General features: G+C 71.0%; 23 protein-coding genes. 14 read left to right on the forward strand and 9 right to left on the reverse strand.

Annotated elements, in window-relative coordinates; all coding sequences use genetic code 11:
• Nucleotides 1-10 precede the first annotated feature (10 nt).
• The gene (gene qcrB / locus ACZ39I_RS04880; RefSeq protein WP_467242843.1) at nucleotides 11-1,648 is read left to right on the forward strand and encodes a cytochrome bc1 complex cytochrome b subunit; all 1,638 of its coding nucleotides are present in this window, start codon (nucleotides 11-13) and stop codon (nucleotides 1,646-1,648) included.
• Here qcrB and ACZ39I_RS04885 read toward each other — a convergent pair.
• Nucleotides 1,626-2,591, reverse strand: a complete 966-nt coding sequence (locus ACZ39I_RS04885; RefSeq protein ID WP_467242844.1) for an acyl-CoA dehydrogenase family protein — start codon at nucleotides 2,589-2,591, stop codon at nucleotides 1,626-1,628. The genes qcrB and ACZ39I_RS04885 overlap by 23 nt on opposite strands.
• Complete coding sequence (locus ACZ39I_RS04890; protein ID WP_467242845.1) at nucleotides 2,591-3,730, reverse strand: acyl-CoA dehydrogenase family protein; 1,140 nt, start codon at nucleotides 3,728-3,730, stop codon at nucleotides 2,591-2,593. The genes ACZ39I_RS04885 and ACZ39I_RS04890 overlap by 1 nt, the downstream gene beginning before the upstream one ends.
• 48 nt (nucleotides 3,731-3,778) lie before the next feature.
• Here ACZ39I_RS04890 and ACZ39I_RS04895 point away from each other — a divergent pair, with 48 nt between their 5' ends.
• Genes ACZ39I_RS04895 through ACZ39I_RS04905 form a run of 3 tightly spaced genes read left to right on the forward strand, consistent with a single transcriptional unit; the run spans nucleotide 3,779 to nucleotide 6,378 of the window.
• Complete coding sequence (locus tag ACZ39I_RS04895; protein WP_467242846.1) at nucleotides 3,779-4,564, forward strand: SDR family oxidoreductase; 786 nt, start codon at nucleotides 3,779-3,781, stop codon at nucleotides 4,562-4,564.
• A gap of 15 nt (nucleotides 4,565-4,579) precedes the next feature.
• Nucleotides 4,580-5,203, forward strand: a complete 624-nt coding sequence (locus tag ACZ39I_RS04900; RefSeq protein ID WP_365642972.1) for a TetR/AcrR family transcriptional regulator — start codon at nucleotides 4,580-4,582, stop codon at nucleotides 5,201-5,203.
• A gap of 17 nt (nucleotides 5,204-5,220) precedes the next feature.
• Nucleotides 5,221-6,378 carry an acetyl-CoA C-acetyltransferase gene (locus ACZ39I_RS04905; RefSeq protein WP_467242847.1) on the forward strand — a complete coding sequence of 386 codons (1,158 nt, stop codon included), beginning with the start codon at nucleotides 5,221-5,223 and terminating at the stop codon, nucleotides 6,376-6,378.
• Here ACZ39I_RS04905 and ACZ39I_RS04910 read toward each other — a convergent pair.
• From ACZ39I_RS04910 to ACZ39I_RS04925, 4 genes are read right to left on the reverse strand one after another with little or no spacing between them, the layout of a single operon-like run.
• Entirely contained in the window at nucleotides 6,362-7,411 is a 1,050-nt protein-coding gene (locus ACZ39I_RS04910; RefSeq protein WP_467242848.1) for an NAD(P)H-dependent flavin oxidoreductase, read from the reverse strand. The genes ACZ39I_RS04905 and ACZ39I_RS04910 overlap by 17 nt on opposite strands.
• Nucleotides 7,411-8,127 (reverse strand): CoA-transferase subunit beta, encoded by a 717-nt coding sequence (locus ACZ39I_RS04915; RefSeq protein ID WP_467242849.1) that lies wholly within the window; start codon nucleotides 8,125-8,127, stop codon nucleotides 7,411-7,413. Before ACZ39I_RS04915 ends, ACZ39I_RS04910 begins: the two co-directional genes overlap by 1 nt.
• Nucleotides 8,108-8,929 carry a CoA transferase subunit A gene (locus ACZ39I_RS04920; protein ID WP_467242850.1) on the reverse strand — a complete coding sequence of 274 codons (822 nt, stop codon included), beginning with the start codon at nucleotides 8,927-8,929 and terminating at the stop codon, nucleotides 8,108-8,110. The genes ACZ39I_RS04915 and ACZ39I_RS04920 overlap by 20 nt, the downstream gene beginning before the upstream one ends.
• A complete protein-coding gene (locus tag ACZ39I_RS04925) occupies nucleotides 8,926-9,669 on the reverse strand; it encodes an enoyl-CoA hydratase family protein (protein ID WP_467242851.1) in 744 nt (247 codons plus the stop codon). Before ACZ39I_RS04925 ends, ACZ39I_RS04920 begins: the two co-directional genes overlap by 4 nt.
• 54 nt (nucleotides 9,670-9,723) lie before the next feature.
• On the opposite strand from ACZ39I_RS04925, the gene ACZ39I_RS04930 reads away from it, so the two are divergent.
• Together ACZ39I_RS04930 and ACZ39I_RS04935 are read left to right on the forward strand one after the other, a co-directional pair.
• Nucleotides 9,724-10,473: an SDR family oxidoreductase gene (locus ACZ39I_RS04930; protein ID WP_467242852.1), complete on the forward strand. Its 750-nt coding sequence runs from the start codon at nucleotides 9,724-9,726 to the stop codon at nucleotides 10,471-10,473.
• A gap of 1 nt (nucleotide 10,474) precedes the next feature.
• On the forward strand, nucleotides 10,475-11,380 hold the full coding sequence (locus ACZ39I_RS04935; RefSeq protein ID WP_467242853.1) for an SDR family oxidoreductase: 906 nt from the start codon (nucleotides 10,475-10,477) through the stop codon (nucleotides 11,378-11,380).
• A gap of 18 nt (nucleotides 11,381-11,398) precedes the next feature.
• On the opposite strand, the gene ACZ39I_RS04940 is transcribed toward ACZ39I_RS04935, so the two are convergent.
• Together ACZ39I_RS04940 and ACZ39I_RS04945 are read right to left on the reverse strand one after the other, a co-directional pair.
• Nucleotides 11,399-12,280, reverse strand: coding sequence for a hypothetical protein (locus ACZ39I_RS04940; protein WP_467242854.1), 882 nt, complete (start codon nucleotides 12,278-12,280; stop codon nucleotides 11,399-11,401).
• A gap of 37 nt (nucleotides 12,281-12,317) precedes the next feature.
• On the reverse strand, nucleotides 12,318-14,087 hold the full coding sequence (locus ACZ39I_RS04945) for a glycoside hydrolase family 35 protein (protein ID WP_467242855.1): 1,770 nt from the start codon (nucleotides 14,085-14,087) through the stop codon (nucleotides 12,318-12,320).
• A gap of 84 nt (nucleotides 14,088-14,171) precedes the next feature.
• On the opposite strand from ACZ39I_RS04945, the gene ACZ39I_RS04950 reads away from it, so the two are divergent.
• The 7 genes from ACZ39I_RS04950 to ACZ39I_RS04980 all read left to right on the forward strand — a co-directional run bounded on the left by ACZ39I_RS04950 (nucleotide 14,172) and on the right by ACZ39I_RS04980 (nucleotide 23,584).
• Entirely contained in the window at nucleotides 14,172-15,044 is an 873-nt protein-coding gene (locus tag ACZ39I_RS04950) for a helix-turn-helix domain-containing protein (RefSeq protein WP_467242856.1), read from the forward strand.
• A gap of 810 nt (nucleotides 15,045-15,854) precedes the next feature.
• Nucleotides 15,855-16,205, forward strand: coding sequence for a chorismate mutase (locus tag ACZ39I_RS04955; protein ID WP_403657459.1), 351 nt, complete (start codon nucleotides 15,855-15,857; stop codon nucleotides 16,203-16,205).
• A 138-nt stretch (nucleotides 16,206-16,343) separates the two neighbouring features.
• On the forward strand, nucleotides 16,344-16,898 hold the full coding sequence (locus ACZ39I_RS04960; RefSeq protein ID WP_467242857.1) for a response regulator: 555 nt from the start codon (nucleotides 16,344-16,346) through the stop codon (nucleotides 16,896-16,898).
• A gap of 56 nt (nucleotides 16,899-16,954) precedes the next feature.
• Nucleotides 16,955-19,441 (forward strand): aminopeptidase N, encoded by a 2,487-nt coding sequence (gene pepN, locus ACZ39I_RS04965; RefSeq protein ID WP_467242858.1) that lies wholly within the window; start codon nucleotides 16,955-16,957, stop codon nucleotides 19,439-19,441.
• Nucleotides 19,442-19,557: 116 nt separating this feature from the next.
• Nucleotides 19,558-20,952: a pyridoxal phosphate-dependent decarboxylase family protein gene (locus ACZ39I_RS04970; RefSeq protein ID WP_467242859.1), complete on the forward strand. Its 1,395-nt coding sequence runs from the start codon at nucleotides 19,558-19,560 to the stop codon at nucleotides 20,950-20,952.
• The gene (locus tag ACZ39I_RS04975; protein WP_467242860.1) at nucleotides 20,949-22,373 is read left to right on the forward strand and encodes a lysine N(6)-hydroxylase/L-ornithine N(5)-oxygenase family protein; all 1,425 of its coding nucleotides are present in this window, start codon (nucleotides 20,949-20,951) and stop codon (nucleotides 22,371-22,373) included. Before ACZ39I_RS04970 ends, ACZ39I_RS04975 begins: the two co-directional genes overlap by 4 nt.
• Before the next feature lie 50 nt (nucleotides 22,374-22,423).
• Entirely contained in the window at nucleotides 22,424-23,584 is a 1,161-nt protein-coding gene (locus tag ACZ39I_RS04980) for a GDSL-type esterase/lipase family protein (protein ID WP_467242861.1), read from the forward strand.
• On the opposite strand, the gene ACZ39I_RS04985 is transcribed toward ACZ39I_RS04980, so the two are convergent.
• Entirely contained in the window at nucleotides 23,581-25,380 is a 1,800-nt protein-coding gene (locus ACZ39I_RS04985; protein WP_467242862.1) for a bifunctional metallophosphatase/5'-nucleotidase, read from the reverse strand. The genes ACZ39I_RS04980 and ACZ39I_RS04985 overlap by 4 nt on opposite strands.
• 127 nt (nucleotides 25,381-25,507) lie before the next feature.
• On the opposite strand from ACZ39I_RS04985, the gene ACZ39I_RS04990 reads away from it, so the two are divergent.
• The gene (locus ACZ39I_RS04990; RefSeq protein WP_467242863.1) at nucleotides 25,508-26,203 is read left to right on the forward strand and encodes an SIMPL domain-containing protein; all 696 of its coding nucleotides are present in this window, start codon (nucleotides 25,508-25,510) and stop codon (nucleotides 26,201-26,203) included.
• The last annotated feature ends 34 nt before the right edge of the window (nucleotides 26,204-26,237 follow it).

Genomic DNA, 26,237 nt, shown 5'->3' on the forward strand with positions numbered 1-26,237 from the left:
GCGACGACTCATGGACGGCGCGCGATCGGTGAACGAAGGCACTCGCGGGGGAGCGGCCGGCAGGGGCGAGAGGCTCGCCGACTGGGCGGACGGGCGGCTCGGCCTGTACGCGCTGGCCAAGGCCAACATGCGCAAGGTCTTTCCGGACCACTGGTCGTTCATGCTGGGCGAGGTCTGTCTCTACAGCTTCCTCATCCTGATCCTCACCGGCGTCTATCTCACGCTGTTCTTCGAGCCCAGCGGGGTCGAGGTCGTCTACCACGGTTCCTATGAGCCCCTCAACGGCGTTGTGATGACCAGGGCCTACGAGTCCACGCTCGACATCAGCTTCGATGTGCGCGGCGGCCTGCTGATCCGGCAGATCCACCACTGGGCGGCGCTGGTCTTCGTGACCGGCATGCTCGTGCACATGATGCGGGTGTTCTTCACCGGCGCCTTCCGCAAGCCGCGCGAGCTCAACTGGGTGTTCGGCTGGACCCTGTTGTTCCTCGGCATCATCACCGGCCTGACCGGCTACTCCCTCCCCGACGACCTGCTCTCCGGCACGGGTGTCCGCTTCGCCGACGGGGCGATCCTGTCGATCCCGATCGTCGGGACGTACCTGTCGTTGTTTCTGTTCGGCGGGGAGTTCCCGGGCCACGACATCATCCCGAGGTTCTTCCCGATCCATGTACTGCTGCTGCCCGGGATCATGCTCGGCCTGGTGGTCGCCCATCTGATCCTGGTCTTCTACCACAAGCACACCCAGTACCCGGGGCCCGGCCGCGACAACAGGTCCGTGGTCGGCATGCCCTTCCTGCCCGTCTACATGGCCAAGGCGGGCGGCTTCTTCTTCCTGACCTTCGGCGTGCTGGCGCTGATGGGCGGCCTCGCGCAGATCAACCCCGTGTGGGCGTTCGGGCCGTACAGTCCGCACCTGGTGACCACCGGCGCCCAGCCCGACTGGTACCTCGGCTTCTCCGAGGGGCTGATCCGGGTGATGCCGGGCTGGGAGATCAACTTCTGGGGCCACACCCTGGAGCCCGGTGTCTTCATCCCCTTCTCGCTCTTCCCGCTGATCCTGCTCGCCCTCGGGGTCTACCCGTTCGTCGAGGCGTGGATCACCGGCGACAAGCGCGAGCACCACATCCTGGACCGGCCGCGCAACGTGCCCGTCCGCACGGGGCTGGGCGTCGCCTGGTTGAGCCTGTACGTGGTCCTGCTGATCGGCGGCGGCAACGACATCGTGGCCACGCATCTGCATCTGTCGATCAACGCGATCACCTGGTTCGTGCGGGTCTCCGTGTTCGTGGTGCCGGTGCTGGCCTTCGTGATCACCAAGCGCGTCTGCCTCGGGCTCCAGCGCCGGGACCGGGACAAGGTGCTGCACGGCCGGGAGACCGGCACCATCAAGCGGCTTCCGCACGGGGAGTACGTCGAGCTCCACGAGCCCCTCTCGCAGGCGCAGTTGCACACCCTCACCCAGCACGAGCAGGAACCGCCGTACGAGATCGGACCGCTGGTCGACACCAACGGGGTGCGGCGGCCGGTCAGGCTCTCGCAGCGGATGCGGGCCGGGCTCGCGCGGGCCATGTTCGGGCCCGACACGCGGATCCCCAAGCCGACGGCGGAGGAGTACCGGGAGCTCACCAGCGGCGACCACCACTGAGGACGGTGTCGCGGCACTCGTCGGGGCTGCCCCAGGCGGTGCGCAGGGCGCGGGCCTTGGTGAGCCACAGCGACAGGTCGTACTCCGCCGTGTACCCGATCGCGCCGTGGAGCTGAAGCGCGGTTCGGGCCGTCCGGTACGCCGCCTCGCACGCGGTGACCTTGGCGGCGGCGACGTCTTCCTCGGTCATCGTCAGGGCGGCGCCGAAGACCAGGGGGCGCGCGAACTCCAACGCGATCTTCGCGTCGGCGAGTTGGTGTTTGACCGCCTGGAAGGAGCCTATGGGGGCGCCGAACTGGGCGCGCTGCTTGACGTAGGAGACGGTCCTGTCGAGGAGGGCGAGGCCTGTGCCGAGGGCCTGGGCGGCGGTGGTGAGGCGGGCGGTGGTCAGGGCGGCCGCCGTCGGAGGGTGCGCGGTGAGCAGTTCGCCGCCGGGGTCCAGCGGGGTGAGGCGGCGGGCGGGGTCGAGCGAGGGGCGCACGGGGCCGTGGCCGGGGGCCAGGCGCAGTCCCTCGGCCGTCAGGGAGAGACGGATGCCGGCCGCCTCACCGTCCAGGGCGTACCCCGGGGCGCGGGCGACCGTGGCCATCGTCTCGCCCGCGGCCAGCGCCGGGAGGAGCCGCTTCGCCGGGCCCGTGTCGTCCAGTGAGGCGAGCAGTGCCGCCGCCGTCACCGTCTCCACCAACGGGCCCGGTACCGCGTGCCGTCCCAACCCCACGAAGGCCAGAGTGAGTTCCAAGGGGCGGGGGCCCAGCCCCTCGTACGCCTCCGGTACCGCAAGCGCGAACACCCCCGCCTCGGCGATTCGGCGCCACAGGGCGCGCCCGCTCGCGTGGTCCCCCCGGCTCCAGTCCCGTACGACCGACGGGGTGTCCGCGGCGGTCAGCATCGCGTGCAGGGAGGCGGCGAAGTCGCGCTGCTCGGTGTCGAGGAGGAAGTCCATCAGCGGCGGCCCTTCGGGAGGCCCAGCAGGCGTTCGGCGATGATGTCGCGCTGGATCTCGTTGGTGCCGGCGTAGACGGGGCCGGCCAGGGCGAAGACATAGCGCTCCGACCAGTCCGTGTCCGCCCGTTCGCCCTCCTCGCCCAGGAGATCCAGGGCCGTCTCGGTGAGCGCGATGTCGTACTCCGACCAGAAGACCTTGTTCAGGCTGGACTCGGGGCCGAGCGTCTCACCGGCCAGGTAGCGGGCGGCGGCCGCGTAGGTGAAGAGCTGGTAGGCGCGGGCGTCGATCAGGGCGTCCGCCACGCGGGTCCGGGCCGCAAGGGGGCTGCCCTGGGCCTGCCACAGGGCGCACAGCCGGTCGGCGGCCGCCAGGAAACGGCCCGGTGAGCGCAGCATCAGACCCCGTTCGTTGCCGGCCGCCGACATCGCGATCCGCCAGCCCTGGCCGGGCTCGCCGATGACGTCCTCGTCCGGCACGAACACCTCGTCCAGGAAGAGCTCGGCGAAGGCCGGCTTCCCGTCGAGGCGGCGGATCGGGCGGACGGTGACACCGGGGGCCCGCAGGTCGAACATCAGGTAGGTCAGGCCCTGGTGGGGTTTCGGGGTGTCCGGGTCGGTGCGGAAGAGTCCGAAGGCACGGTCCGCGAAGGCGGCCCGGGAGGACCAGGTCTTCTGGCCGCTGAGCAGCCAGCCCCCGTCCGTGCGCACCCCCTTGGACTTCAGGGACGCCAGGTCCGAGCCCGCCTCCGGCTCCGACCAGGCCTGCGCCCAGATCACCTCACCGGTGGACATCGGCGGCAGCACGCGCGCGCGTTGCTCCGGTGTGCCGTGGTCGAAGAGGGTCGGGGCGAGCAGACTGACGCCGTTCTGGCCTACGCGTCCGGGCGCCCCGGCCGCGTAGTACTCCTCCTCGAAGACCAGCCAGCGGATCAGCCCGGAGTCCCGGCCGCCGTACCGGACGGGCCAGTTGACCACCGACCAGCGGTCCGCCGCGAGCTCCGCCTCCCACGCGCGATGAGCCGCGAAGCCCTCCCGGGTCTCCAGGGAGGGCAGCGGACAGGCGGGCACATGCGCGCGCAGCCACGCGCGGGCCTCGGCGCGGAAGGCCTCTTCCTCCTGCGTGAACGCCAGATCCATGGACACCCGTCCTTCCCTAACAAGTGTTTGGTAGGTTAGCGTGGCGCTATGACAGGCGTCGAGAGTCCGGTGTACGAACCGGGGCACGGGCTGCTGAAGGGACGCACCGCCGTCATCACCGCCGCCGCCGGCGCGGGCATCGGCGGGGCGACCGCGCGCCGCTTCCTGGAGGAGGGCGCGCGCGTCCTGATCAGCGACGCGCACGCGAGGCGGCTGAAGGAGCACGAGGCCGAGCTGGCGCGGGAGTTCCCGGGAGCGGTGACCGCCGTACCGTGTGACGTCACCGACGAGGCACAGGTGCGCGCGTTGTTCGACGCGGCCCTGGAAGAGCACGGCCGGCTGGACGTCGTCGTCAACAACGCGGGCCTCGGCGGCACGTCCTCCCTCGCCGACATGACCGACGAGCAGTGGACCCGCGTCCTGGACGTCACGTTGAACGGCACCTTCCGGTGCACCAGGGCCGCCCTGCGGCTGATGCGGGACGCACGCGCGGGCGTGATCGTCAACAACGCCTCCGTCGTCGGCTGGCGCGCCCAGGCCGGACAGGCGCACTACGCCGCCGCGAAGGCGGGAGTCATGGCCCTGACCCGGTGCGCGGCGGTGGAGGCCGCCGAGTACGGCGTACGCGTCAACGCGGTCTCCCCGAGCCTCGCCATGCACCCGCACCTGGTGAAGGTGACCTCGGCCGAGCTGCTGGAGGAACTGACCGCGCGGGAGGCCTTCGGGCGGTACGCCGAACCCTGGGAGGTGGCCAACGTGATCGTGTTCCTGGCGTCCGGCTACTCCTCGTACATGACCGGCGAGGTCGTCGCCGTCAGCAGCCAGCACGCATAGGACGACAATGACTCCGTGCCGACCAAGCCGACCAAGAAGAAGCCCCAGGTGAGCGCCGCCGCGCCCGCGCGCCGCCGTGAACTCCTCGACACCGCCGCCGAGGTCTTCGCCGAACAGGGCTACAACGCCACGACCGTACGCAAGATCGCGGACCACGCGGGCATGCTCGCGGGCAGCCTCTACTACCACTTCGACTCCAAGGAATCGATGCTGGAGGAGATCCTGCGGACCTTCCTCGACGAGCTCTGGGGCGGCTACGACGCCGTTCTGGGCGCCGAACTCGGTCCGCGCGAGACGCTGGAGGCCCTGGTCACCGAGTCGTTCCGGGAGATCGACCGGCACCGCGCGGCCGTCGCGATCTACCAGAAGGAGAGCAGGCAACTGGTGGCGCAGGAGCGGTTCGCGTTCCTCGCCGAGTCGCAGCGCAGGTTCGAGAAGGCCTGGCTGTCCACGCTGGAGCGCGGGGTCGCGGCCGAGGTGTTCCGGGCCGACCTCGACGTGCGGCTGACCTACCGGTTCGTGCGCGACACCGTGTGGGTCGCCGCGTCCTGGTACCGGCCCGGCGGACAGCACAGCCCGGAGGAGATCGCCCGGCAGTACCTGTCGATGGTGCTGGACGGGATCGCCGTACGTACGTAACTCACTGGGGAGTTGCCATGGCCGAGGCCTACATCGTCGAAGCGGTCCGTACGCCCGTCGGGCGGCGCGGGGGAGGACTGAGCGAGGTCCACCCGGCCGATCTGGGCGCGCGGGTGCTGGTCGCGCTGGTGGAGCGGGCGGGGGTCGATCCCGCCGCCGTGGAGGACGTCGTCTTCGGCTGCCTGGACGCGGTCGGGCCGCAGGCCGGGGACATCGCGCGGACCTCCTGGCTCGCGGCCGGGCTGCCCGAGGAGGTCCCCGGGGTGACCGTGGACCGGCAGTGCGGGTCCTCGCAGCAGGCCGTGCACTTCGCCGCGCAGGGTGTGCTGTCCGGGACCCAGGACCTGGTGGTCGCCGGCGGGGTGCAGAACATGTCGATGATCCCGATCGCCTTCGCGACCCGGCAGGCAGCCGAGCCGCTCGGGCTGACCCAGGGGCCCTTCGCGGGCAGCGAGGGATGGCGGGCGCGGTACGGGGACCGGGCGGTGAACCAGTTCGCCGGCGCCGAGATGATCGCCGGGAAGTGGGGGATCAGCCGCGAGGACCAGGAGGAGTTCGCACTGCGGTCCCACCGGCGGGCCCTGCGCGCCATCGACGAGGGCCGCTTCGAGCGCGAGACGGTGGCCTACGGCCCGGTCGCGGTCGACGAGGGTCCGCGCCGGGACACCTCGTTGGAGAAGATGGCCGGTCTGAAGCCGGTGATCGAGGGCGGCACCATCACCGCGGCCTGCTCCTCGCAGGTCTCCGACGGGGCGGCGGCCATGCTGCTGGCCTCGGAGCGGGCGGTGCGCGAACACGGCCTCACACCACGCGCACGCGTGCACCACCTCTCCGTGCGCGGCGAGGACCCCATCCGTATGCTCACCGCTCCCATCCCGGCCACCGCGCACGCCCTGAAGAAGACCGGCCTGACCATCGACGACATCGACCTCGTCGAGATCAACGAGGCCTTCGCCCCGGTCGTCCTGGCCTGGCTGAAGGAGACCGGCGCGGACCCGGAGAAGGTCAACGTCAACGGCGGCGCGATCGCCCTGGGACACCCGCTGGGGGCGACAGGAGTGAAACTGATGACGACCCTGCTGCACGAACTGGAGCGCACGGGCGGGCGGTTCGGCCTCCAGACCATGTGCGAGGGCGGGGGACAGGCGAACGTGACGATCATCGAGAGGCTGTGAGGCCGGTCAGGACCTCTTCCGCCTCCTTCATGATCCGTTCCACCAGTTCCGCGCACGACGGCAGGTCGTCGATCACCCCGGCGACCTGCCCGGATGCCATGACGCCGAGGTCCGTACGGCCGTCCACCATCGCCGATCTGAGCAGCATGGGGGTGTTGGCGGCGAGCAGGACCTGGCTCCAGGTGAGGTCCTTGCCGTGGCGCGTGGCGAGGCCGTCGTGGACCAACTGCCGCCAGGTCAGGCCGGAGAGCCCGCGGAAGGCGGCGGCGTGCCGGGCGGCCCGCAGCAGGGCGCGGGTACGGCCCGCGCGCTCCAGGGAGTCCACCAGGTCCGTGCGGAGCATGCGGTGCGGGAGGCCGTCCACCGCCCGGGTCACCGTCACGTCCCTCACCGTCGCCGCCAGATAGCGCGTCTTCACCGCGTCCGGCACCGTGGAGTCCGAGGTGAGCAGAAAGCGCGTCCCCATGGCGACACCCGCCGCCCCGTACGCCAGCGCCGCGACCAGACCCCGCCCGTCGAAGAAGCCCCCCGCCGCCACGACCGGGATGTCCACCGCGTCGACCACCTCCGGCAGCAGGACCGTCGTCGCCACCTCCCCGGTGTGCCCGCCGCCCTCCCCGCCCTGCACGATCACCGCGTCCGCGCCCCAGGCCGCGACCTTCTCGGCGTGCCGCCGGGCCCCGACGGACGGGACGACGACCACCCCCGCCTCCTTGAGCGCGCCGATCAGCTCGGCGGAGGGCGCGAGGGCGAAGGACGCCACCCGCACTCCCTCGTCGATGATCACGCGCACCCGGTCACCGGCGTCCGCGGCATCCGCCCGCAGGTTGACCCCGAAGGGCGCGTCGGTACGGGTCCGCACCTCCCGTACGGCATCCCGGAGTTGGTCGACGGTCATGGTCGCGGAGGCGAGGACACCGAGCGCGCCCGCGTTCGCCGTGGCGGAGACCAGGCGGGGCCCCGCCACCCACCCCATCCCGGTCTGCACGATCGGATGCCGGACCCCGACCAGCCGGGTGAGCGCGGTCTCCATCAGCCGCCGACCTCCCTGGACCGGGTGTCCTGCGGATCGATCACCTCGCGGATCAACTCGAGCTCCGGCGCGGTCGGTTCGCGGGTGTACGGCACCTCGTCCGGGACCACCAGCTCGAACCCGGTGGCCTCCCGCACCTGTGCCACGGTGACCCCCGGATGCAGCGACGCCAGCCGCATCGAGTGGTCCGGCGTCGCGAAGTCGAACACACCCAGGTCGGAGACGATCCGGGGGATACGGTGATAGGGAGCGCCGTCCGCGTGGTCGTACCCCACCCCGCACACCATGTCGACCTTCTCGACGAAGACCCGCCGGGAGTGCCTCGGCACCCAGTAACTGGTCGGGTTGTTGAGGGTGTTGACCGGTGCTCCCCGCACCCCGAGCAACTGCCGCTTCGGCCGCGCCCAGTCGCCGATGCACGAGATGTTCTGGTTGCCGTACCGGTCGATCTGGCTCGCGCCCATCATCACGTGCCGTCGGCCACTCGTGACCAGGGTCAGGTGCTGCCGGTAGGGCAGCCAGCCCTCGGGCGTGCCGTCCGGGCGGACCAGCAAGGCCTCGCCGTCGGTCAGCAGCAGGTCCGGAGAGAAGGTGAGGCGGGCGAGCCGGGCACCGACCGAGGGGACCAGGCCCATGGGGCTCGCCAGGATCTCGCCCGCGTCCCGCCAGGCCTCGGCACAGGCGATCACGCAGTACTCACTCCGGGTCGCGCTCATGAAGTCCTCCCCCGAGATACCGTGCGGCGAACTCCGGCCAGGGCGTGGTCGCGTACTCCCGCTGTACGGCCTCGTCCCTGCCGTAGTCGGGGACGCAGGAGGTGAAGTGGGCGCCGCCCGGAGCCTCGACCACACCGGTGACCGTGTGCCGTTTGAGCAGCAGCGACTGAGGCGGCGCCTCCTTCGTCAACTCCGCGGTGTCGACGATCCGTTCGCAGGAGACATAAGCGGCGTCGGCCGCCTCGCAGAACAGGTCGTCGAAGTACGGGTCGGGGCCCAGGCACTGGCCGTTGCCCAGCCGGTCGGCGCGGTTCACGTGCACCAGGGCGGCATCCATGCCGAGCGCGGGCATGGCCACGAACGTCTCCTGGTCGTCGTACGGCGAGGTCACCGTCCGCAGGCCCGGGTTGACCCGCATGACGTCCGAACCGATGCCGGCCCGCACCGGCAGGAACGGCAGCCGGTTCGCGGCCGCGTGCAGGCCCCACATGAACATCGCCTCGTCGATCTCCATGAGCTCGAAGGCGCCGGCCTCGCGGGCCGCCCGGTAGTGCGGCTCCAGGGGGATCGAGTCGAGGGTGACGAAGGCGCTGACGAGCTTGCGGATGCGTCCGGCGGCGGCGAGCATGCCGACGTCGGGGCCGCCGTACGAGACGATCGTGAGGTCGGTGATCCGCGACCGCAGCAACGCCCTGACCAGGGTCATCGGCTTGCGGCGGGAGCCCCAGCCGCCGATGCCGAGCGTCATGCCGCTGCGCAGCCGGGAGACGACCTCGTCGGCCGTCATGGTCTTGTCGCTCACTCGGCCTCCCTGCCGAACCTGTCACGGACCCGGTCGGCGACCCCGCTGACGCTCGCCTCGTAGGTGAAGCCCTGCTCGTAGCGGTAGCTGCGGCGGACGTCGACCGGGTCGATGCCGTTGATGGCGGCCTTGGCGAGGCGCAGCAGTTCGCCGTCCTTGGCGGCGATCTCGCGGGCCGACTCCAGGGCGGTGGCGGCGAGTTCCTCCCTCGGCACGACCTTCCACACCGCTCCGTGCCGGTGCAGTTCGGCGGCGGTGACCGTGCGGGAGGTGAAGTACAGGGCGCGCATGAGGTGCTGGGGGACCAGGCGGGCCAGGTGTGTGGCCGCGCCGAGCGCCCCGCGGTCCAGTTCGGGCAAGCCGAAGGTGGCGTCCTCGCTCGCCACGATCACATCCGCGTTGCCCACCAGGCCGATGCCCCCGCCCAGGCAGAATCCCTGCACGGCCGCCACTACGGGCACCTCGCAGTCGTACACCGCGGAAAAGGCCTCGAAGCACCCGCGGTTGGCACCCACGAGGGCGGCCGAGCCGCGCTGCTGGATCTCCTTGATGTCCACGCCCGCGTTGAAGCCCCGCCCCTCGGCCGCCAGGACCACGCACCGGACCTCCGGATCACGGCCCGCCGCGCGCACGGCGTCGGCCAGGGCGAACCAGCCGTCCACCGGCAGGGCGTTCACCGGCGGGAAGTCGACCCCGACCAGCACGATCCCCTTTTCCGGGGACGAGGTGGAGACACCCATGGCCGCATCAGCTACCTTTCCACCAAACGTTTGTTAGGTGAAGGGTAGCGGTGAATGGAGCTGAGCGGGAGGGCCGTGGTCGTCACCGGCGGAACGCGCGGAGTGGGCGCCGGGATCGCCCGCTCCTTCGCGCAGGCGGGGGCGGACGTCGTCGTCTGTGCGCGCAGGCCACCCGAAGTCCCCTTGCCGGGAGCCCGGTTCGCGAGGCTGGACGTCCGGGACGCCGACGCCGTACGGCACTTCTTCGCCGAACTGCCGTGCCTGGACGTGCTGGTCAACAACGCGGGCGGGACGCCCTATCACCTTCTTGCCGACGCCGGCCCCGAACGGCACCTGCGTGTCCTGGAGTTGAACCTCCTCGCCCCGCTGACGGTGTCCCTGGCCGCGTACGAGCAGCTGAGGCAGACCCGCGGCTCGATCGTCATGATCGGGAGCGTCAGCGGCGGCCGACCCTCGCCCGGCACGGCCGCGTACGGGGCGGCCAAGGCGGGTCTGGAGAACCTCGCACGCTCGATGGCCGTGGAGTGGGCGCCGGACGTCCGCGTGAACACCCTGGTCGTCGGCATGGTCCGCACCGAGCAGTCGCATCTGCACTACGGCGACGAACAGGGCATCGCCGCCGTCTCCCGCACGGTCCCCCTCGGGCGCCTCGCCGAGCCCTCGGACGTGGGCGCGGCAGCCGTGTTCCTCGCCTCCGACGCCGCCGCCTACATCAGCGGGGCCTCGCTGCTGGTGCACGGCGGCGGGGAGCGGCCCGCCTTCCTCGACGCCGCCAATGCCCCAACTGCCGACAAGGAGACGTGAGTTGACCGGAATCTGCGACGGCCGGGTCGTCGTCGTCACCGGCGCGGGCCGCGGACTGGGCCGCGCCCACGCGCTCGCCTTCGCCGCCGAGGGAGCACGGGTCGTCGTCAACGACCTCGGCGTCGGCCTCGACGGCACACCGGGCCCCGACAGCCCCGCCTTCCTCATCGCCGAGGAGATCCGTGCGGCCGGCGGCCAGGCGGTCGCCCACGGCGGCGACATCGCGACACCCGACGGTGCCGCCTCCCTCGTCCAGGCCGCCCTGGAGACGTACGGCCGCCTCGACACCCTCGTCAACAACGCCGGGTTCCTGCGCGACCGGATGCTGGTCAACCTCGAGGAGGACGACTGGGACGCGGTGATGCGCGTCCACCTGAAGGGGCACTTCCTGCCGCTGAAGCACGCGGCGGCACATTGGCGGGCGGAGACGAAGGCGGGCCGTACGCCGGGGGCCAGGATCGTCAACACCTCCAGCGGAGCAGGACTGCTGGGCTCGGTCGGGCAGGGCAACTACAGCGCCGCGAAGGCGGGAATCGTGGGCCTCACCCTGGTCGCGGCGGCCGAACTCGCCCGCTACGGCGTTCAGGTCAACGCGATCGCCCCCGCGGCCCGGACGAGGATGACGGAACAGACGTTCGCCGACACCATGGCCGCCCCCACCGACGGCTTCGACGCCATGGCCCCGGAGAACGTGTCACCGCTGGTGGTCTGGCTGGGCTCCGAGGCGAGCGCGGGGGTGACCGGCCGGGTCTTCGAGGCGGAAGGCGGCCGGATCACGGTGATGGAGGGCTGGCGGCCGGGCCCGACGGCCGACAGGGGCGCGAGGTGGACGCCGGCGGAGGCCGGAGAGACAGCACGCAAACTGGTGGAGGAGGCCGAGACGCCCAGGCCGGTGTACGGCACGTGAGCGCACCCGAGCGCACCCCTAGGTGTCGCACTCCAGCACCGTCCGGCACAACGCGCACCGTGCCCGCACCCGCCCCCGCACAGGGACCCGGATCCGCTGGTGGCAGGTGGGGCACGGAAAGGAGACCCGCAGGCGGCCGGGGCCGTCCGGGGTGAAGGTGTAAGGGTCTCCCGGCTGCGGGCCGGGCGCGTGGCGACGGTCCCGTGCGTAGCGGCGCCGGCCCACCCAGCCCGCCGCCGTGAGGGGCGGCTGCTCGGAGTCCTCCCGGGCCAGCGCCATCCCCTTCACGTATGCCGTGTACGCCTGCGCGCTGGTGAACCACACCGAGGGATCCTCCCCGAACACCAGCGACCGCTTCGCCAGCACGTACCCGAACTCCTCCGGCGTGAGATACCCCAGCTTCTGCGACGACGCCGAGTCCTCCCGGTACGCGTCCAGCAGCAGCCACCCCGCCCCCAGATACGTCGCCGCCGTGTCCGTGAGGATCTCGTTCTCCCGCACCCCGGGGAAGGAGAGATCCAGCCGGTGCAGATACACGTGCATGACCTCGTGGGCCAGCGCCGCGCCGATGTCCCGCCGATGCGTGCGGAACCGGTCGTTCAGCTCGACGAAGTACTCGGGGCCCGCGGTGAGTTCGACGTTCGCCGCGTGGGTCATCTCCCGGAAGCTCACCACGAACCGGGCGTCCGGCAGCCGGTAGTGCCGCACCAGCTCCCGGGCCACCCGCTGCGCGCCGAGATAGAGATCGTCCGTGTCGCAGAAGGCCACGTCCACCGGCGCCACACTCGTCGCGAACACCTGCACGGTGTCGTAGGAGAGCCGCTTGTAGAGCGCGTTGATCGAGGCCCGCACCGTCTCCAGGTGCGGGTAGCCGTGCTGGACCGGTCCGTCGTTCGTCACGCCCGTACCCCCAAGACGCCCTGAACCCGATTCCACTCTACGAGGTCGCGGGCGGATTCTCGTGGGCCGGATCCGGGGCCCGGAGCCGGAGCACGGTCCCGTTCACCGGTGCCTCCTCCAGCTCCAGCACCCACACCTCGTTGCCGCCCTCCCGCAACACCGGGCCCGGCACGTACAGCGACCGCTGGGGGCCCACCGCCCAGTACCGGCCGAGGTTGAAGCCGTTGACCCACACGAACCCCCGGGTCCAGCCCGGCAGCTCCAGCACCGCGTCCCCGGCGCCCCGCACGCCCGCCTCGCCCCGGTACAGGCCCGGAGAGCCGTCCGCGGGGACCGCCCCGAAGCCGATCCCCGTCACCGAGTCCAGCGCGTCGAGGCGCAGCCCGCGCGCCCGCACCCCGTGCAGGAACTGCCGCTCGTGCAGCAGCCCCCCGGTGATCCCCTTGGCCTCCCCGCTCCTGGGGCCGTAGTTGACCCGCCCCAGCGACTCCACCCACAGCTCCACGCGCGCGTACCCCGCCACCGGCTCCTTGAGCTGCACGTCCTCCTCGGTGAGCACCCCGGCCCGCTCTCCGTCGACGTACACCACCGCGAGATCCCGCAGCCCCCGCGCGATCAGCGGATACGGCTGCCGCGGCCCGGGCACGGTCACCTCGTACCGCACGAGCCCCCGGTCGACGTCCAGTTCCTCGAAGGCCGACGGCACGGGCCCCTCGTGGAGCGGACCGCCGCGCTCCTCCAGTACGGCGGACAGGGACGCCCACCCGGACAGGTCCACGTCACCGTCCGCCTCCAGCACCGCGGGCGCGGGCGGCAGGTCGGCCACCGGCCCGTACTCGGCCAGCACCTCACGGAAACGCCAGAACTTCTCCGTCGGCCTGCCGTACTCGTCGATCGGCGCGTCGTAGTCGTACGACGTCACGTCCGGCTCCAGCGGACCGTCGTGCAGCGCGCCCCCGCCCCGGTTGGCACCCGCCCAGCCCGCGAAGTTCGTGCCCCCGTGCGCCATGTACAGGTTCACCGAGGCACCGCACTCAAGGATCTCCCGCAGCGCCGCGGCCGCGTCTTCGGCGTCCCGTACGACATGCTCGCCGCCCCAGTGCTCGAACCAGCCGCACCAGAACTCCATGCACATCAGCGGGCCGTCCGGCCGGTACCGACGCAGCGTCTCGAAGGCCGTACGGGCGCCGGAACCGAAGTTGACCGTGGCGAGAACGCCCGGGATCGAGCCGCCGGTGAGCATGTGGTCCTCGGGGCCGTCCGAGGTGAACAGCGGGACAGTGACGCCCACGGCGCGCACCAGGTCCGCCAACCACTGCAGATACGCGGCGTCCGAACCGTAGCTGCCGTACTCGTTCTCCGCCTGCACCATGATCACCGGGCCGCCGCGGTCGATCTGCCGCTCCACGACCTGCGGCAGCAGCCGCCGGAACCAGCGCTCCACCTGCCCCAGGTACACCCCGTCGCTCGTGCGCGCGTGACCCTTCAGCCAGTGCGGCAGACCGCCGTTCTCCCACTCCGCGCAGATGTAGGGGCCCGGGCGGACGATCGCCCACAGCCCCGCCTCCCGGGCCGCGTCCAGGAACCGGCCCAGCGCCTCCACGTCCCGGAACTCACCCGGGTGCGGCTCGTGCAGGTTCCACGGCACGTACGTCTCCACGCAGTTGAGACCCATCGCCCGCAGCGTCGCCAGCCGGTGCCCCCACTGGGCCTCGTGCACCCGGAAGTAGTGCAGCGCGCCGGACAGCAGCCGCACCGGCCGTCCGTCCAGCAGGAAATCGGTTTCACCCACCGTGAACTCGCTCATAGGCTCCACCCTCACCACTGGCGACGGCCAGGTCCATGGACAAAGATCGTCGCTGCTTGGACCGAAGCGCAGGCAAGGAGCGCGATGTACCACACCTGGATGCGGTTCCTCACGCCCAGCCCCGTCCATCACCGCCTGGGCCTGGTCTGCCTCGGCGTCGGACTCCAGTACGGCGAGCTGCCCACCGTCGGTCCCCGCACCCTCGACAGCCACGTCGCCGTCGTCATCAGCACCGGCACCGGGTGGTACGAGACCCCCGACGGCCGCCGTACGACGGTCACCGCGCCCTCACTGCTGTGGCTCACCCCCGGCATCCCCCACCACTACGGGCCCGACCCGGAGGACGGCTGGGACGAGGGGTTCGTCGGCTTCACCGGGCCCGCCACCGTCACCTACACCGAACTCGGCTACATCGAACCCGACCGGCCCGTCGTGCCCCTGTCCGACGCCACCGGCCCGCGCGCGGTGATCGCCCGTATCGCACGGGCCGCCCGCCGCGACAACCCCCTCCTCGAAGTGGAGACCGGCGCCGCCGTCCACGAACTCCTCGTCGCCCTGCGCCGCGCCCGCGCCGACCTCGCCCCCGACGGCGACCCCGTCCTCAAGGCCCTCGCCCGCGACGCCTTCACCCCCCTGTCGGTCGCCGACCACGCCACCCGGCACGGCATGACCCTCGCCGAACTGCGCACCGCCGTCCGCCGCGGCGCCGGCTGCAGCCCCAAGGACTACCTCCTCGGCATCCGCCTCGACCGCGCCAAGGAACTCCTCGCCACCACCGAACTCCCCGTCGCCTCCATCGCCCGCCGCGTCGGCTACGACGACCCCGCCTACTTCTCCCGCCTCTTCACCCGCCGCGTGGGCATGCCCCCGATCCGCTTCCGCGCCCAGGAGAGCCGGACGGTACCGGGCGGCTGGAGCAACCGGGTGCCTGATCCGGGGGATCTGCCGAGGGTTTGAGGGGGCGGGGGGTTGGACGTGGCGGGGGGTTCGGGGGTGCGCGGTTGGCCGGGTTTTGATCGGCCGTGGACTTGGATCTGGGCGTGGGCAGCGGGGGATGGGGGCCGACTCCCGGAGCACCGGGCTGCCGAGGGGCTGGTCGTGCGTTGCCGGCGTGGCCGGTGCGCCGGGGAGCTGGACGTGGGTTGCCGGCCTGGCCGGTGCGCTGGGGCGGGGGCCTTGATCGCCGGTCCCCGGTGCAGCCGATACGCCGGGAGTCGATCGCCGGTCCTCCGACTGGCTGGTGGGCCGGGGAACTGGTCACCGGATTCCGTCCGGCTGTTGCGCCGGGGACCCATCGGGGGTGTCAGCCCAGGCGGTGAGCCGGAGGCCCTGATTGGGGTTGCCGGTCCGATTGATTTCGCAGGGTCTGATCAGGGGTTGCCGGTCCTGCTGCTGCGCCGGGGCGCCGGGGCGCCGAGCGCCGGTTTCGGTTCAGCCGGTCCGCCGGGGGAGCCGGTCGCCGGTCTCCTGCCGGGTCGGTCTGCTGGGGGAGCCGGCCACCGGTCTCCGGTCGAGCCGGTCCGCCGGGGGGCCGATCACCCATCCTCGGTCTGCCGCGGAGTAGCCGCCCGTCTCCGGTTCGGCCGATGCCCCGGCGGGACGGGGACCGTTTTCCGATCTGCTCCGGAATAGCCGCCCGTCTCCGGTTCGGCCGATGCTCCGGCGGGCCGATCACCGTTCTCGGATCTGCCCCGGAGCAGCCACCGGTCTCCGATCCGGCCCATCCGCCGCCGAAGCAACCACCCCGCCCCCTTAGGGTTGTCGCCCATGACCACCAGCAACACCGGATCCGGTGACGTCGACCCCGCTGTCCGCGAAGAGCTCAGCCGGCTGCGCGACAGCATCGACAACATCGACGCGGCCGTCGTCCACATGCTCGCCGAGCGGTTCAAGGCCACCCAGCAGGTCGGCCACCTCAAGGCCCGCCACCAGTTGCCGCCCGCCGACCCGGCCCGTGAGGCCCGCCAGATCGAGCGGCTGCGCACCCTCGCCGAGAACGCCAAACTCGACCCGGCCTTCGCTGAGAAGTTCCTGAATTTCATCATCGCCGAGGTGATCAGGCACCACGAGCGCATCGCTGAGGACACCGTCAACGGCTCCGCCCCCCTGGCCGATTGACCTCGGCCGACCCCGCGGGGAGGTGACACGGCCGCCCGCACCCGGCATGCTGCGCTGTGCACTCCTTGTCAGCCCACGAGCACTGCGTGTCAGCGCACGGGCGTAGGCTGGCTGTCCGCGAGGGAGGGACGTTGGGCCATGCCTTCGGATGCCAAGATCCTTATCGTCGACGACCACGAGGACACGCTCTACGCCCTGGAGAGCGCCCTGGCCCCCCTGGGCTACCGGCTCGGCCGCGCCACCAGCGGTGACGAGGCCCTCAAGCAGGTGCTCCGGGGCCAGGTCGGCCTCCTGCTCCTCGACGTGCGGATGCCCGGCGTCAGCGGCCTCGACGTGGTCCGCTACATGCGGCGCCTGGAACAGACCCAGCACATCCCCGTCATCCTGCTCACCGGCTTCGGCCCCGACCACGACCTCACCTCCGCCGCCTTCGCCCTCGGCGTCGCCGACCTCGTGATGAAACCCATCGACCCCTGGGCCCTGCGCACCAAGGTCCGCTACCTCTTCGAGACCCACCGCCGCCACCTCGCTCTCGAACACGAGGTGCGGGAGTTACGCGCCCTCGTCAAGGACCACGGCGACAACGACAAGGACAGCGCCCCCCACGGGGCTCTGTCCCACCCGGACGCCCGCGTACCGGTGCAGCGTGCCAACGGGGCGCACACCGGGGAGCTCGAGCAGGACCGGACATAAGGCGTGTACCGATCCGCCTCTGTGAGTTGCCCCGGCCATCAGGCAGCATGTCCTGCATGTCCGTACTGACGCGCGACGAAGCGCAGACCCGTGCCAAGCTCCTCGACGTCCACCGCTACACCATCGCGCTCGACCTCACCACCGGCGACGAGACCTTCGCGTCACAGACCGTCATCCGGTTCACCGCGCGCACCGAGGCGGACACCTTTGTCGAACTCAAGCCGGCCGAACTGCGGGAGGCCACCCTCGACGGCCGCCCCCTCGACCCGGAGACCCTCGAGGAGAACCGGCTGCCCCTCACGGGCCTGACCGCCGGCGAGCACGAACTGCGCATCGACGCCGTCATGCGGTACTCCCGCACCGGCGAGGGCATGCACCGCTTCACCGACCCCACCGACGGCGAGACCTACGTCTACACCCAGCTGTTCATGGACGACGTCCAACGCGTCTTCGCCGCCTTCGACCAGCCCGACCTCAAGGCTGTCTTCGACCTGTCCGTGAAGGCCCCCGAGGACTGGACCGTCCTCGCCAACAGCATCACCACCGACCTCGGCGAGTGCCTCTGGCAGGCCGCCCCCACCCCCCTGATCTCCACCTACCTCGTCGCCGTGGCCGCAGGCCCCTGGCACTCCGTCCGCACCGAACACCGCGGCCTGCCCTTCGGCATCCACTGCCGCCGTTCCCTCGCGCCCCACCTCGACACGGACGCCGACGAACTCTTCGAGATCACCAAGCAGTGCTACGACCGCTACCACGAGAAGTTCGAGGAGCCCTACCCCTTCGACTCCTACGACCAGGCGTTCGTCCCAGAGTTCAACGCCGGCGCCATGGAGAACCCCGGACTCGTCACCTTCCGCGACGAGTTCGTCTACCGCTCCGCCGTCACCGACACCGAGCGCCAGACTCGCGCCATGGTCATCGCCCACGAGATGGCCCACATGTGGTTCGGCGACCTCGTCACCCTGCGCTGGTGGGACGACATCTGGCTGAACGAGTCCTTCGCCGAGTACATGGGCTACCAGACCCTCACCGAAGCCACCCGCTTCACCGACACCTGGGTCGACTTCGGCGTCGTACGCAAGGGCTGGGGCTACGACGCCGACCAGCGCCCCTCCACCCACCCCGTCGCCCCCGAAGCCGTCGACGACACGGCATCGGCCCTCCTGAACTTCGACGGCATCTCCTACGCCAAGGGCGCCTCAGCCCTGCGACAGCTGGTGACCTGGCTCGGCGAGAAGGACTTCCTCGCCGGCATCAACACCCACTTCGCCCGGCACAAGTTCGCCAACGCCGCCCTCGCCGACTTCATCGACTCCCTCGCCTCCGCCACCGAACGCGACGTCCACGCCTGGGCCGACACCTGGCTGCGCACCACCGGTGTCGACACCCTGCGGCCCGTGGTCACCCGCGGCGAGGAAGGCACGTACACCCTCCAGGTCGAGCACAAGGGCAGCCGCCCGCACCGCATCGCCGTCGGCCTCTACGACCAGGACGTCGCCGACGAGGGCCGCCACCTCGTCCTGCGCGACCGCCTCGACCTCGACATCCCGCAGAGCACCCCGCAGCCCATCGGCAAGCGCCCCACCCTCCTCCTCCTCAACGACGGCGACCTCACCTACGCCAAGGTCCGCTTCGACCCCGACTCCTTCGAAGCGGTCACCGAGAGCCTCTCGGGCCTGCCCTCACCCCTGACCCGCGCGGTCGTCTGGAACGCCCTGCGCGACGCCGTCCGCGACGGCGAACTGGCGCCCACCGCCTACCTGGACGTGGCCCGCGCCCACCTCCCGCACGAGACCGACCTCGCCCTCGTCCAGGGCGTCCTCGCCTTCGCCTCCGCCTACGTCGCCGACCGCTACGTCACCCCCGAACAGCGCCCCGCCGCCCTCACCACCCTCTCCTCCCTGTGCCGCGACCTCATCCGCCGCACCGAGGACGGCGACCACCCCGGCCTGCGCCTGATCGCCGTCCGCCACTGCATCGACGTCGCCGCCCACCCCGACACCATCGCCGCCTGGCTCGCCGACGGCACCGTCCCCGGCGGCCCCGAACTCGACCCCGAACTGCGCTGGCGCGTCCTCGCTCGCCTCGCCGTCCTCGGCGCCACCGACGAGACCGCCATCGCCGCCGAACTCGAACGCGACCCCTCCGCCGCCGGCCAGGAAGGCGCCGCCCGCTGCCGCGCCGCCCTCCCCACCGAAGAGGCCAAAGCCCAGGCCTGGGAAGCGATGTTCACCCGCGACGACCTCTCCAACTACCTGTTCACCGCCACCGCCCAGGGCTTCTGGCAACCCGAACAGACCGACCTCGTACGGCAGTACGTGCCCCGCTACTACCAGGACGCCGTCGCCCTCGCGGCCCGTCGGGGCCCCGCGATCGCCGACGCCGCCGGCCGCTGGGCGTTCCCCGGTTACGCCATCGACGAGGACACCCTGCGCCTCGGCGAGACCTGCCTGCGCGACGCCGACCTCATCCCCGCCCTGCGCCGCAAACTCGTCGACCAACTCGACGACCTGGGAAGGGCGTTGCGGGTGAGGCAGGCGTAGAGCGGATTTTCCCCGTACGGGAGTACCCCCTTTCGGGTCAGAATCGTTGAACTCTCCGGGCGCGCCCAAGCAACCGCGTCCAAGCTGGAAGCCACCAGCGCCCCCGGAGGTCGACGATGCACACGCCGCCCCTGGCCTCGGGCCCCGAAGGCCCCACCTCGCTGCGCCCACTGCTCGACACGGTCCTGGACGCGCTGGGGGAGGGGGCGCGGTCGCGCCGGGGACCACTTCCGGCGGGCGGCCCGGCCGAGGTGGCGGCGCGAGTGCGGGCCGCACTGGGCGACGTACTCCCGGACGAGGGCGACCCGGAGGCCCTACGGCACCTGGTGCGGGCCCTGGCGGAAGGCTCCGCGGACCCGGCCGACCCCCTGTGCGCAGCCCACCTCCACTGCCCGCCCCTCGCGGTGGCCGCAGCAGCCGACCTGGCCGCTTCCGTACTGAATCCGTCCCTGGACTCCTGGGACCAGGCCCCGGCGGCGTCAGAGCTGGAGGCACTGGTGACACGGGCACTTGCGAACGAGGTCTACCCGGAGGTACCTAGGGGCGCGGGGAACTGCGCGACAAGCCCCCACCGGCCCGACGCTTTGGTGACTACCGGTGGCACGGAATCAAATCAACTCGCCCTCCTTCTGGCCCGCGAGACCCAAGGCCCAGGTGTCCGACTGGTCTGCGGCGAAAACGCCCACCACTCGCTCCCACGCGCCGCCTGGCTCCTGGGCCTGCCGGCCCCGCTCATCGTCCCCACCCCCAACGGCACCCTCGACCCCGCAGCCCTCGACAAGGCCCTGCACGGACCGTCGGTCATCGCCGCCACCGCCGGCACCACGGACACCGGCCACATCGACCCCCTCCCCGAGATCGCCGCCCTGTGCGCGCAGCGCGGCGCACGGCTGCACATCGACGCGGCCTACGGCGGAGGGCTCCTCTTCAGTTCACGGCACCGGGACAAACTCGCCGGCATCGAAGCCGCCGACACCGTCACCCTCGACCTCCACAAACTCGGCTGGCAGCCGGTAGCCGCAGGACTCCTCGCCGTCCGCGACGGCAACGACCTCACCGCCCTGAACCAGCGCGCCGACTACCTCAACGCCGACGACGACACCGAAGCCGGCCTCCCCGACCTCCTCGGCCGCTCCCTGCGCACCACCCGCCGCCCCGACATCCTCAAGATCGCCGTCACCCTGAAAACCCTGGGACGGACAGGACTCGGCGCTCTCGTCGACCAAGTCTGCGATCAGGCAAGGCAGTTCGCGGAACTCATCGACCAGCACCCCGGCTTCGAACTCCACGCACCCCCCACCATCAGCACGGTCCTGTTCCGACCGGCGAACGCCACCGACGACGCCGTAGCCGCCGTACGCCGAAAACTCCTCACCGACGGCCGCGCCGTCCTCGGCCGAGCCCGCGCGGCGAACCGGCTCTGGCTCAAGGCCACCCTCCTCAACCCCACCACACGGCCGGCCGACCTCGCCGGGCTCCTGCACCTCGTGGAAGGAACCACCCCCCGATGAACCCCCACCCCCCACACCACGAGCCCGACGCACCCCGCGACCTCGTCGGCATCGGCATCGGACCCTTCAACCTCTCCCTCGCCGCCCTCGCCCAGCCCCTCACCGCCCTCGACGCCGTCTTCTACGAACAGCGCCCCGCCTTCGGCTGGCATCCCGGACTCCTCATCGACGGCGCCACCATCCAAGTCCCCTTCCTCGCCGACCTGGTGACCCTCGCCGACCCCGCCAGCCACTGGACCTTCCTCAACTACCTCAAGGCCCGCGAGCGCCTCTTCCCCTTCTACTTCTCCGAGCGCTTCCACATCCAGCGCACCGAATACGACGCCTACTGCCGCTGGGTCGCCGAGAGCCTCCCCGGACTCCACTTCAGCCACCAGGTCGACGCCGTCCGCTTCAACCCCGAACGCGACGTCTTCGAGGTCGACTTCACCCAGCTCGACACCGACGGCGAAGCCGAAGCACTGGGCCGCACCTACACCAAGAACATCGTCCTCGGCATCGGCACCCAGCCCTACGTACCCGAACCCCTCAAGCCCCTCGTCGAGGCCCCCGGCGTGCCCGTCATCCACGCCACCGACTACCTCGACCACCGCCAGACCCTCCTCGCCGCCGACCACGTCACCGTCATCGGCTCAGGACAGTCCGGCGCCGAGGTCTTCCTCGACCTCCTCCGCAACCGCCCCACCGGCCGCGAAGGACTCCACTGGCTCGGCCGCACCGAAGCCTTCGCCCCCATGGAGTACTCCAAGCTCGGCCTCGAACACTTCACCCCCGACTACACCCGCTACTTCCACGCCCTGACCGAAAGCGTCCGCGACCGCCTCACCACCACCCAATGGCAGCTCCACCGCGGCATCGACGCCGACACCATCGCCGCCATCCACGACGAGCTCTACCGCCGCACCCTGCACGGCGGCTGGCCCGACACCGTCCTCACCCCCGGCGTCCGCGTCCGCACCGCCGGCCGAATCGCCACCACGAAGATCGAACTCCACCTCGAACACATCCAGCAGGGCACCCGCTCCCGCCTCACCACCGACGCCGTCGTCCTCGCCACCGGCCACCGCGAACGCCCCCTCGACCGCATCCTCGCCGGACTCGACCCCTACATGCGCCGCGACAGCCGCGAACGCCCCCGCGTGGACGAACACTTTCGCCTCGTCCTCGACCCCTCCGTCACTGGCGCCGACTGCCACGTCTACGTCCAGAACGCCGAACGCCACACCCACGGCATCGGCACCCCCGACCTCGGCCTCGCCGCCTGGCGCAGCGCCACCATCCTCAACACCGTCACCGGCAAGAACGCCTACCCCCTCCCCACCCGGACCGCCTTCACCACCTTCGGCCTCGAAGACCGGCTGCCACGGATCCCACCCGCCCGCACCGCCCCCGTCCTGACCCCCCTCGTCGAAGGACGGTAAAGAACCGGCGGAGGCGGAAGAACCCGGACACCGGACCGGTTGGCTCCCACATGACGACCACCTGGACCGCCGCCCACCGTGCCGCTGCCATCAGCCCCCACGAGAACCTCGCCCTCTTCGAGTCCCGCGGCTTCACCGACCAGACCGTCCGCCAGTCCCTGCGCCTGGCAGGCGGCGGCGAAGCGGTCCGCGTACGACTCACCAACCGCTACGGCCGGCAGCCCCTGCAGATCGGCGGCGCCCACCTCGCCCTGCGCACCAAGGGCAGCGGCATCGACCCCGGCAGCGACACCCCGCTCCACTTCTCCGGCGCACCCACCGTCACCATCCCCGCCGGCGGGGAGACGGTCAGCGACCCCGTCGAACTACCGGTGACCGCGGGAGAAGAACTCTCGGTGAGCCTCTACCTGCCGGGCGACACCGGACTCACCACCTTCACCGCCATGCCCTACGACACCGGACACGCCGTCCCCGGCAACCACCTGTCCGCCCCCGTCCTCGAAGACCCCGAGGAGTTCGCCACCGGCCACCTCCTCGCCGGCGCCGACGTCCTCGCCCCGGCCGGCACCCGCATCGCCGTCGCCTTCGGCGACTCCTGGATCGAAGGCGCCGCCACCACCCCCGGCACCGACAACAGCTTCCCCGGCCAGCTCAGCCGCCGCCTCCAGCACGGCTGGATCGTCAACGCCGGCATCTCCGGCAACCGGCTCCTCACCGACGAGATCGGCGAACACCTCCTGGCCCGCATCGACCACGACGTCCTCGCCGTCCCCGGCGTCAGCCACGTCATCGTCCACATCGGCCTCAACGACCTCGGCCTGCCCGGCCACTTCGCCCACCCCGAACCCGCCGAAGGCCCCACCGCAGCCGAGTTCAAGGCCGGCCTCACCACCCTCGCCGACCGCCTCCACACCGCAGGGCTCACGGTCATCGGCTCCACCATCGGCCCCTACAAGGGCACCGTCCACGCCGGCTACGACACCGAGCACGGCCAGGCCGTCCGCGCCGAGGTCAACGCCTGGCTCCTCGGCGACGACCACCCCTTCGACGCGATCGTCGACGTGGCCGCCGCCGTCGCGGACCCCGGTCAAGCCGACAGGATCCGCGACGAGTTCAACGCCGGCGACGGCCTGCACGTCAACGACGCCGGCGCCAAAGCCATCGCCGACGCCGTGGACATCACCCTGCTGAACCTCCAGCCGGACCTCTAGAACACCGGCGTACCGTCGCGCGTGAGCCTCCAGTCCACCGACGCGAAGTCCTTCGGGTCCAGCACACCCTTCGCGGTCACCCACTCCGCGATCCGCGTCCGGATCTCCGTCGACTCCGACCACACCTCGGTGGCAGAGGCCACGTGCGGGAACGCCCCGCCACCGTTCGCCCGGTAGTTGTTCACCGCGAACACGAACTTCTGAGCGTCGTCCAGCGCCGCACCGTTGTACGTCAGGTTCTTGATCCGCGAACCAGCCGCCTGCGCGATGTCGATCTCGTACTGGAGGCCCGACACGTAGTCGTAGTTGTAGTCCGGCCGGTTGCCCGCGTTCGTCAGCTTCTCCACGTCCACGACCGCACCCGCCGCCGTCTGCACGAAGTACGCCGCCGAGTACTCCAGGTACGCCCTGAGCTGCGCACCCGTCAACAGCTTCGCCACCAGCGTGTTGTCGTACACGTACAGACTCGACAGATCCCGGATCGTCACGTTCCCCGCCGGGATCTCCGAGGTCCGCGAGAACGGCGACGCCTGCGCGATCACGGGCAGCGAGGCGTACTCCGTACCCGCCAACGCCGCCCTGACCACGTCCTCCTGCACCTTCGTGATCAGGTCGATGATCGGAGCGTCCTTGTAGCGCGCCTCGACCGTCGTCAACGTCTGCGTCGCCGTACCGACCACCTGGTTGACGTACTTCACGACCACGTCATGGTCGGCCTTCAACAGCTTGGTGATCTTCGGGTCGTCCGCCACCGAGTTCGAGTTGAGCACCTTGGACGACACCGACTCGACCGACCAACGCCCCTTCGCGAAGACCAGCTCGATGTCGAACAACGACAGCCGCTCCGCATACGCCAGCGGCTCCGACAGCACGACCGTCTTCCCGGTCTTCGCGTTGGTGACCTTCAGCTCCGGAATCTCCACATGCGCGTGCCCCACCAGAATCGCGTCGATCCCCGGCACCTGCTGCGCCACCAGCGCCGCCGAATTCTCCACGTACGGCAACTGGTCACCGTACGACGACGTCCCCGACGAACCCGAGTGCGCCGACACGACCACCACGTCCGCACCCATCGACCGCAGCTTCGGCACCCACTTCGCCGCCTGCTCCTCAAGCCCCGGGAACGTCAACTTCCCCTGGACGTAGGCCTTGTCCCAGATCGCGATCCCCGGGTTCGTCAGACCCAGCACCGCGACCTTCACCGGCGGCGCGCCCTTCACGTGGAACGTCTTGATGAAGTACGGCGGGAAAGCGGGCTTCAGCGTCTTCGCGTCCAGCGCGTTCGCACCAAGCAGCGGAAAGTCGCACTGCTCCTCGAACTTCCGCAGCGTCTCGATGCCGTAGTTGAACTCGTGGTTGCCCAGCGCCACCGCGTCGTACCCGATGGCGTTCATGGCCGCGGCCATCGGATGGACGGGACCGCCCTTCGCGGTGATCGGGTCGACCTTCGCGTAGTAGTACGTCAGCGGCGTCCCCTGGATGGTGTCGCCCGCGTCCAGCAGCAGCGTGTTGCAGCGGCCCTTCTCCGCGCGGACCTGGTTCACCAGCGTCGAGATCCGCGACAGACCCTGCGCGTTGCCCGCCGAGTCCTTGTACTCCGCGTCCTTGAAGTAGTCCCAGTTGAAGACATGACCGTGCAGGTCGGTGGTGCCCATCACCGTCAGCGAGTACCGCTTCACATGTCCCTTTCCGGCCTCCGAGGCCTGGGCGGCCGGAGCGCCCACAGCACCGGCCAGGGCGACCCCCGCACCGGTCACGGCGGACTTCTCCAGGAACTTCCTGCGGTTCAAGGCCATCTCTTGATCTCCTCGGGGAACGGTCAACAACGCGCGTAGATTCTGACCCGGCCATGCCGAACGGCAACAGACCCCACAGGTTTCGATCTGATGACCCCGCCCGTGAAAACTGACACAGTGGGGCGTTATGGCCACCGACTCCGTCCCCTACGGCACCCCCGAGGCACCCCGCATCGCCGTCCGCGGCGAAGCCCACCTCGAAGTCGACCCCGAGATCGCCCGCCTCGGCATCACCGTCGCCGCCCGCGGCAAGGACCGCCGCACCGCCCTCGACGACCTCACCCGCCGCAACGCGAACGTCCTCGACCTGCTGAAGGGCTACGGGGACGCAGTCGAACACCTGGAAACCGGCTCCTTCTCGGTCACCCCGGAACTCAAGGAACACGGCCGCAGCGAACGCGTCCACGCCTACCACGGCCACGTCCACATCGCCGCGGAACTGACCGACTTCACCGCACTGGGCGAACTGACCACCAGACTGGCCGACCTCGACTTGACGACGGTCGACGGCCCCTGGTGGGCCCTGCGCCGCGACTCGCCGGCCCACCGGGAAGCCCGCCAGCAGGCGGTACGGGAAGCGGTCCAGCGGGCCAGAGAGTACGCGGAGGCCCTGGGCACCACACTGGCCGCCCTGGTCGAACTGGCGGACATCGGTGCCGAGGACCCCGAGCCGCGCTTCGTGGGCAAGGCGAGCCGCGCCCGCTCCATGGCCTACGAGGCCGCGGGGGACACCTCCGCCGCCCCGCTCGACCTCGAACCCCAACGCCAGCACGTCCACGCCCAGGTCACCGCACGCTTCACCATGGCACCACCGAGACTGTGAACGACCGCCGGCATCCGCAGACGAAATGCTCATC

The organism is Streptomyces sp. NPDC024687 (assembly GCF_055559055.1).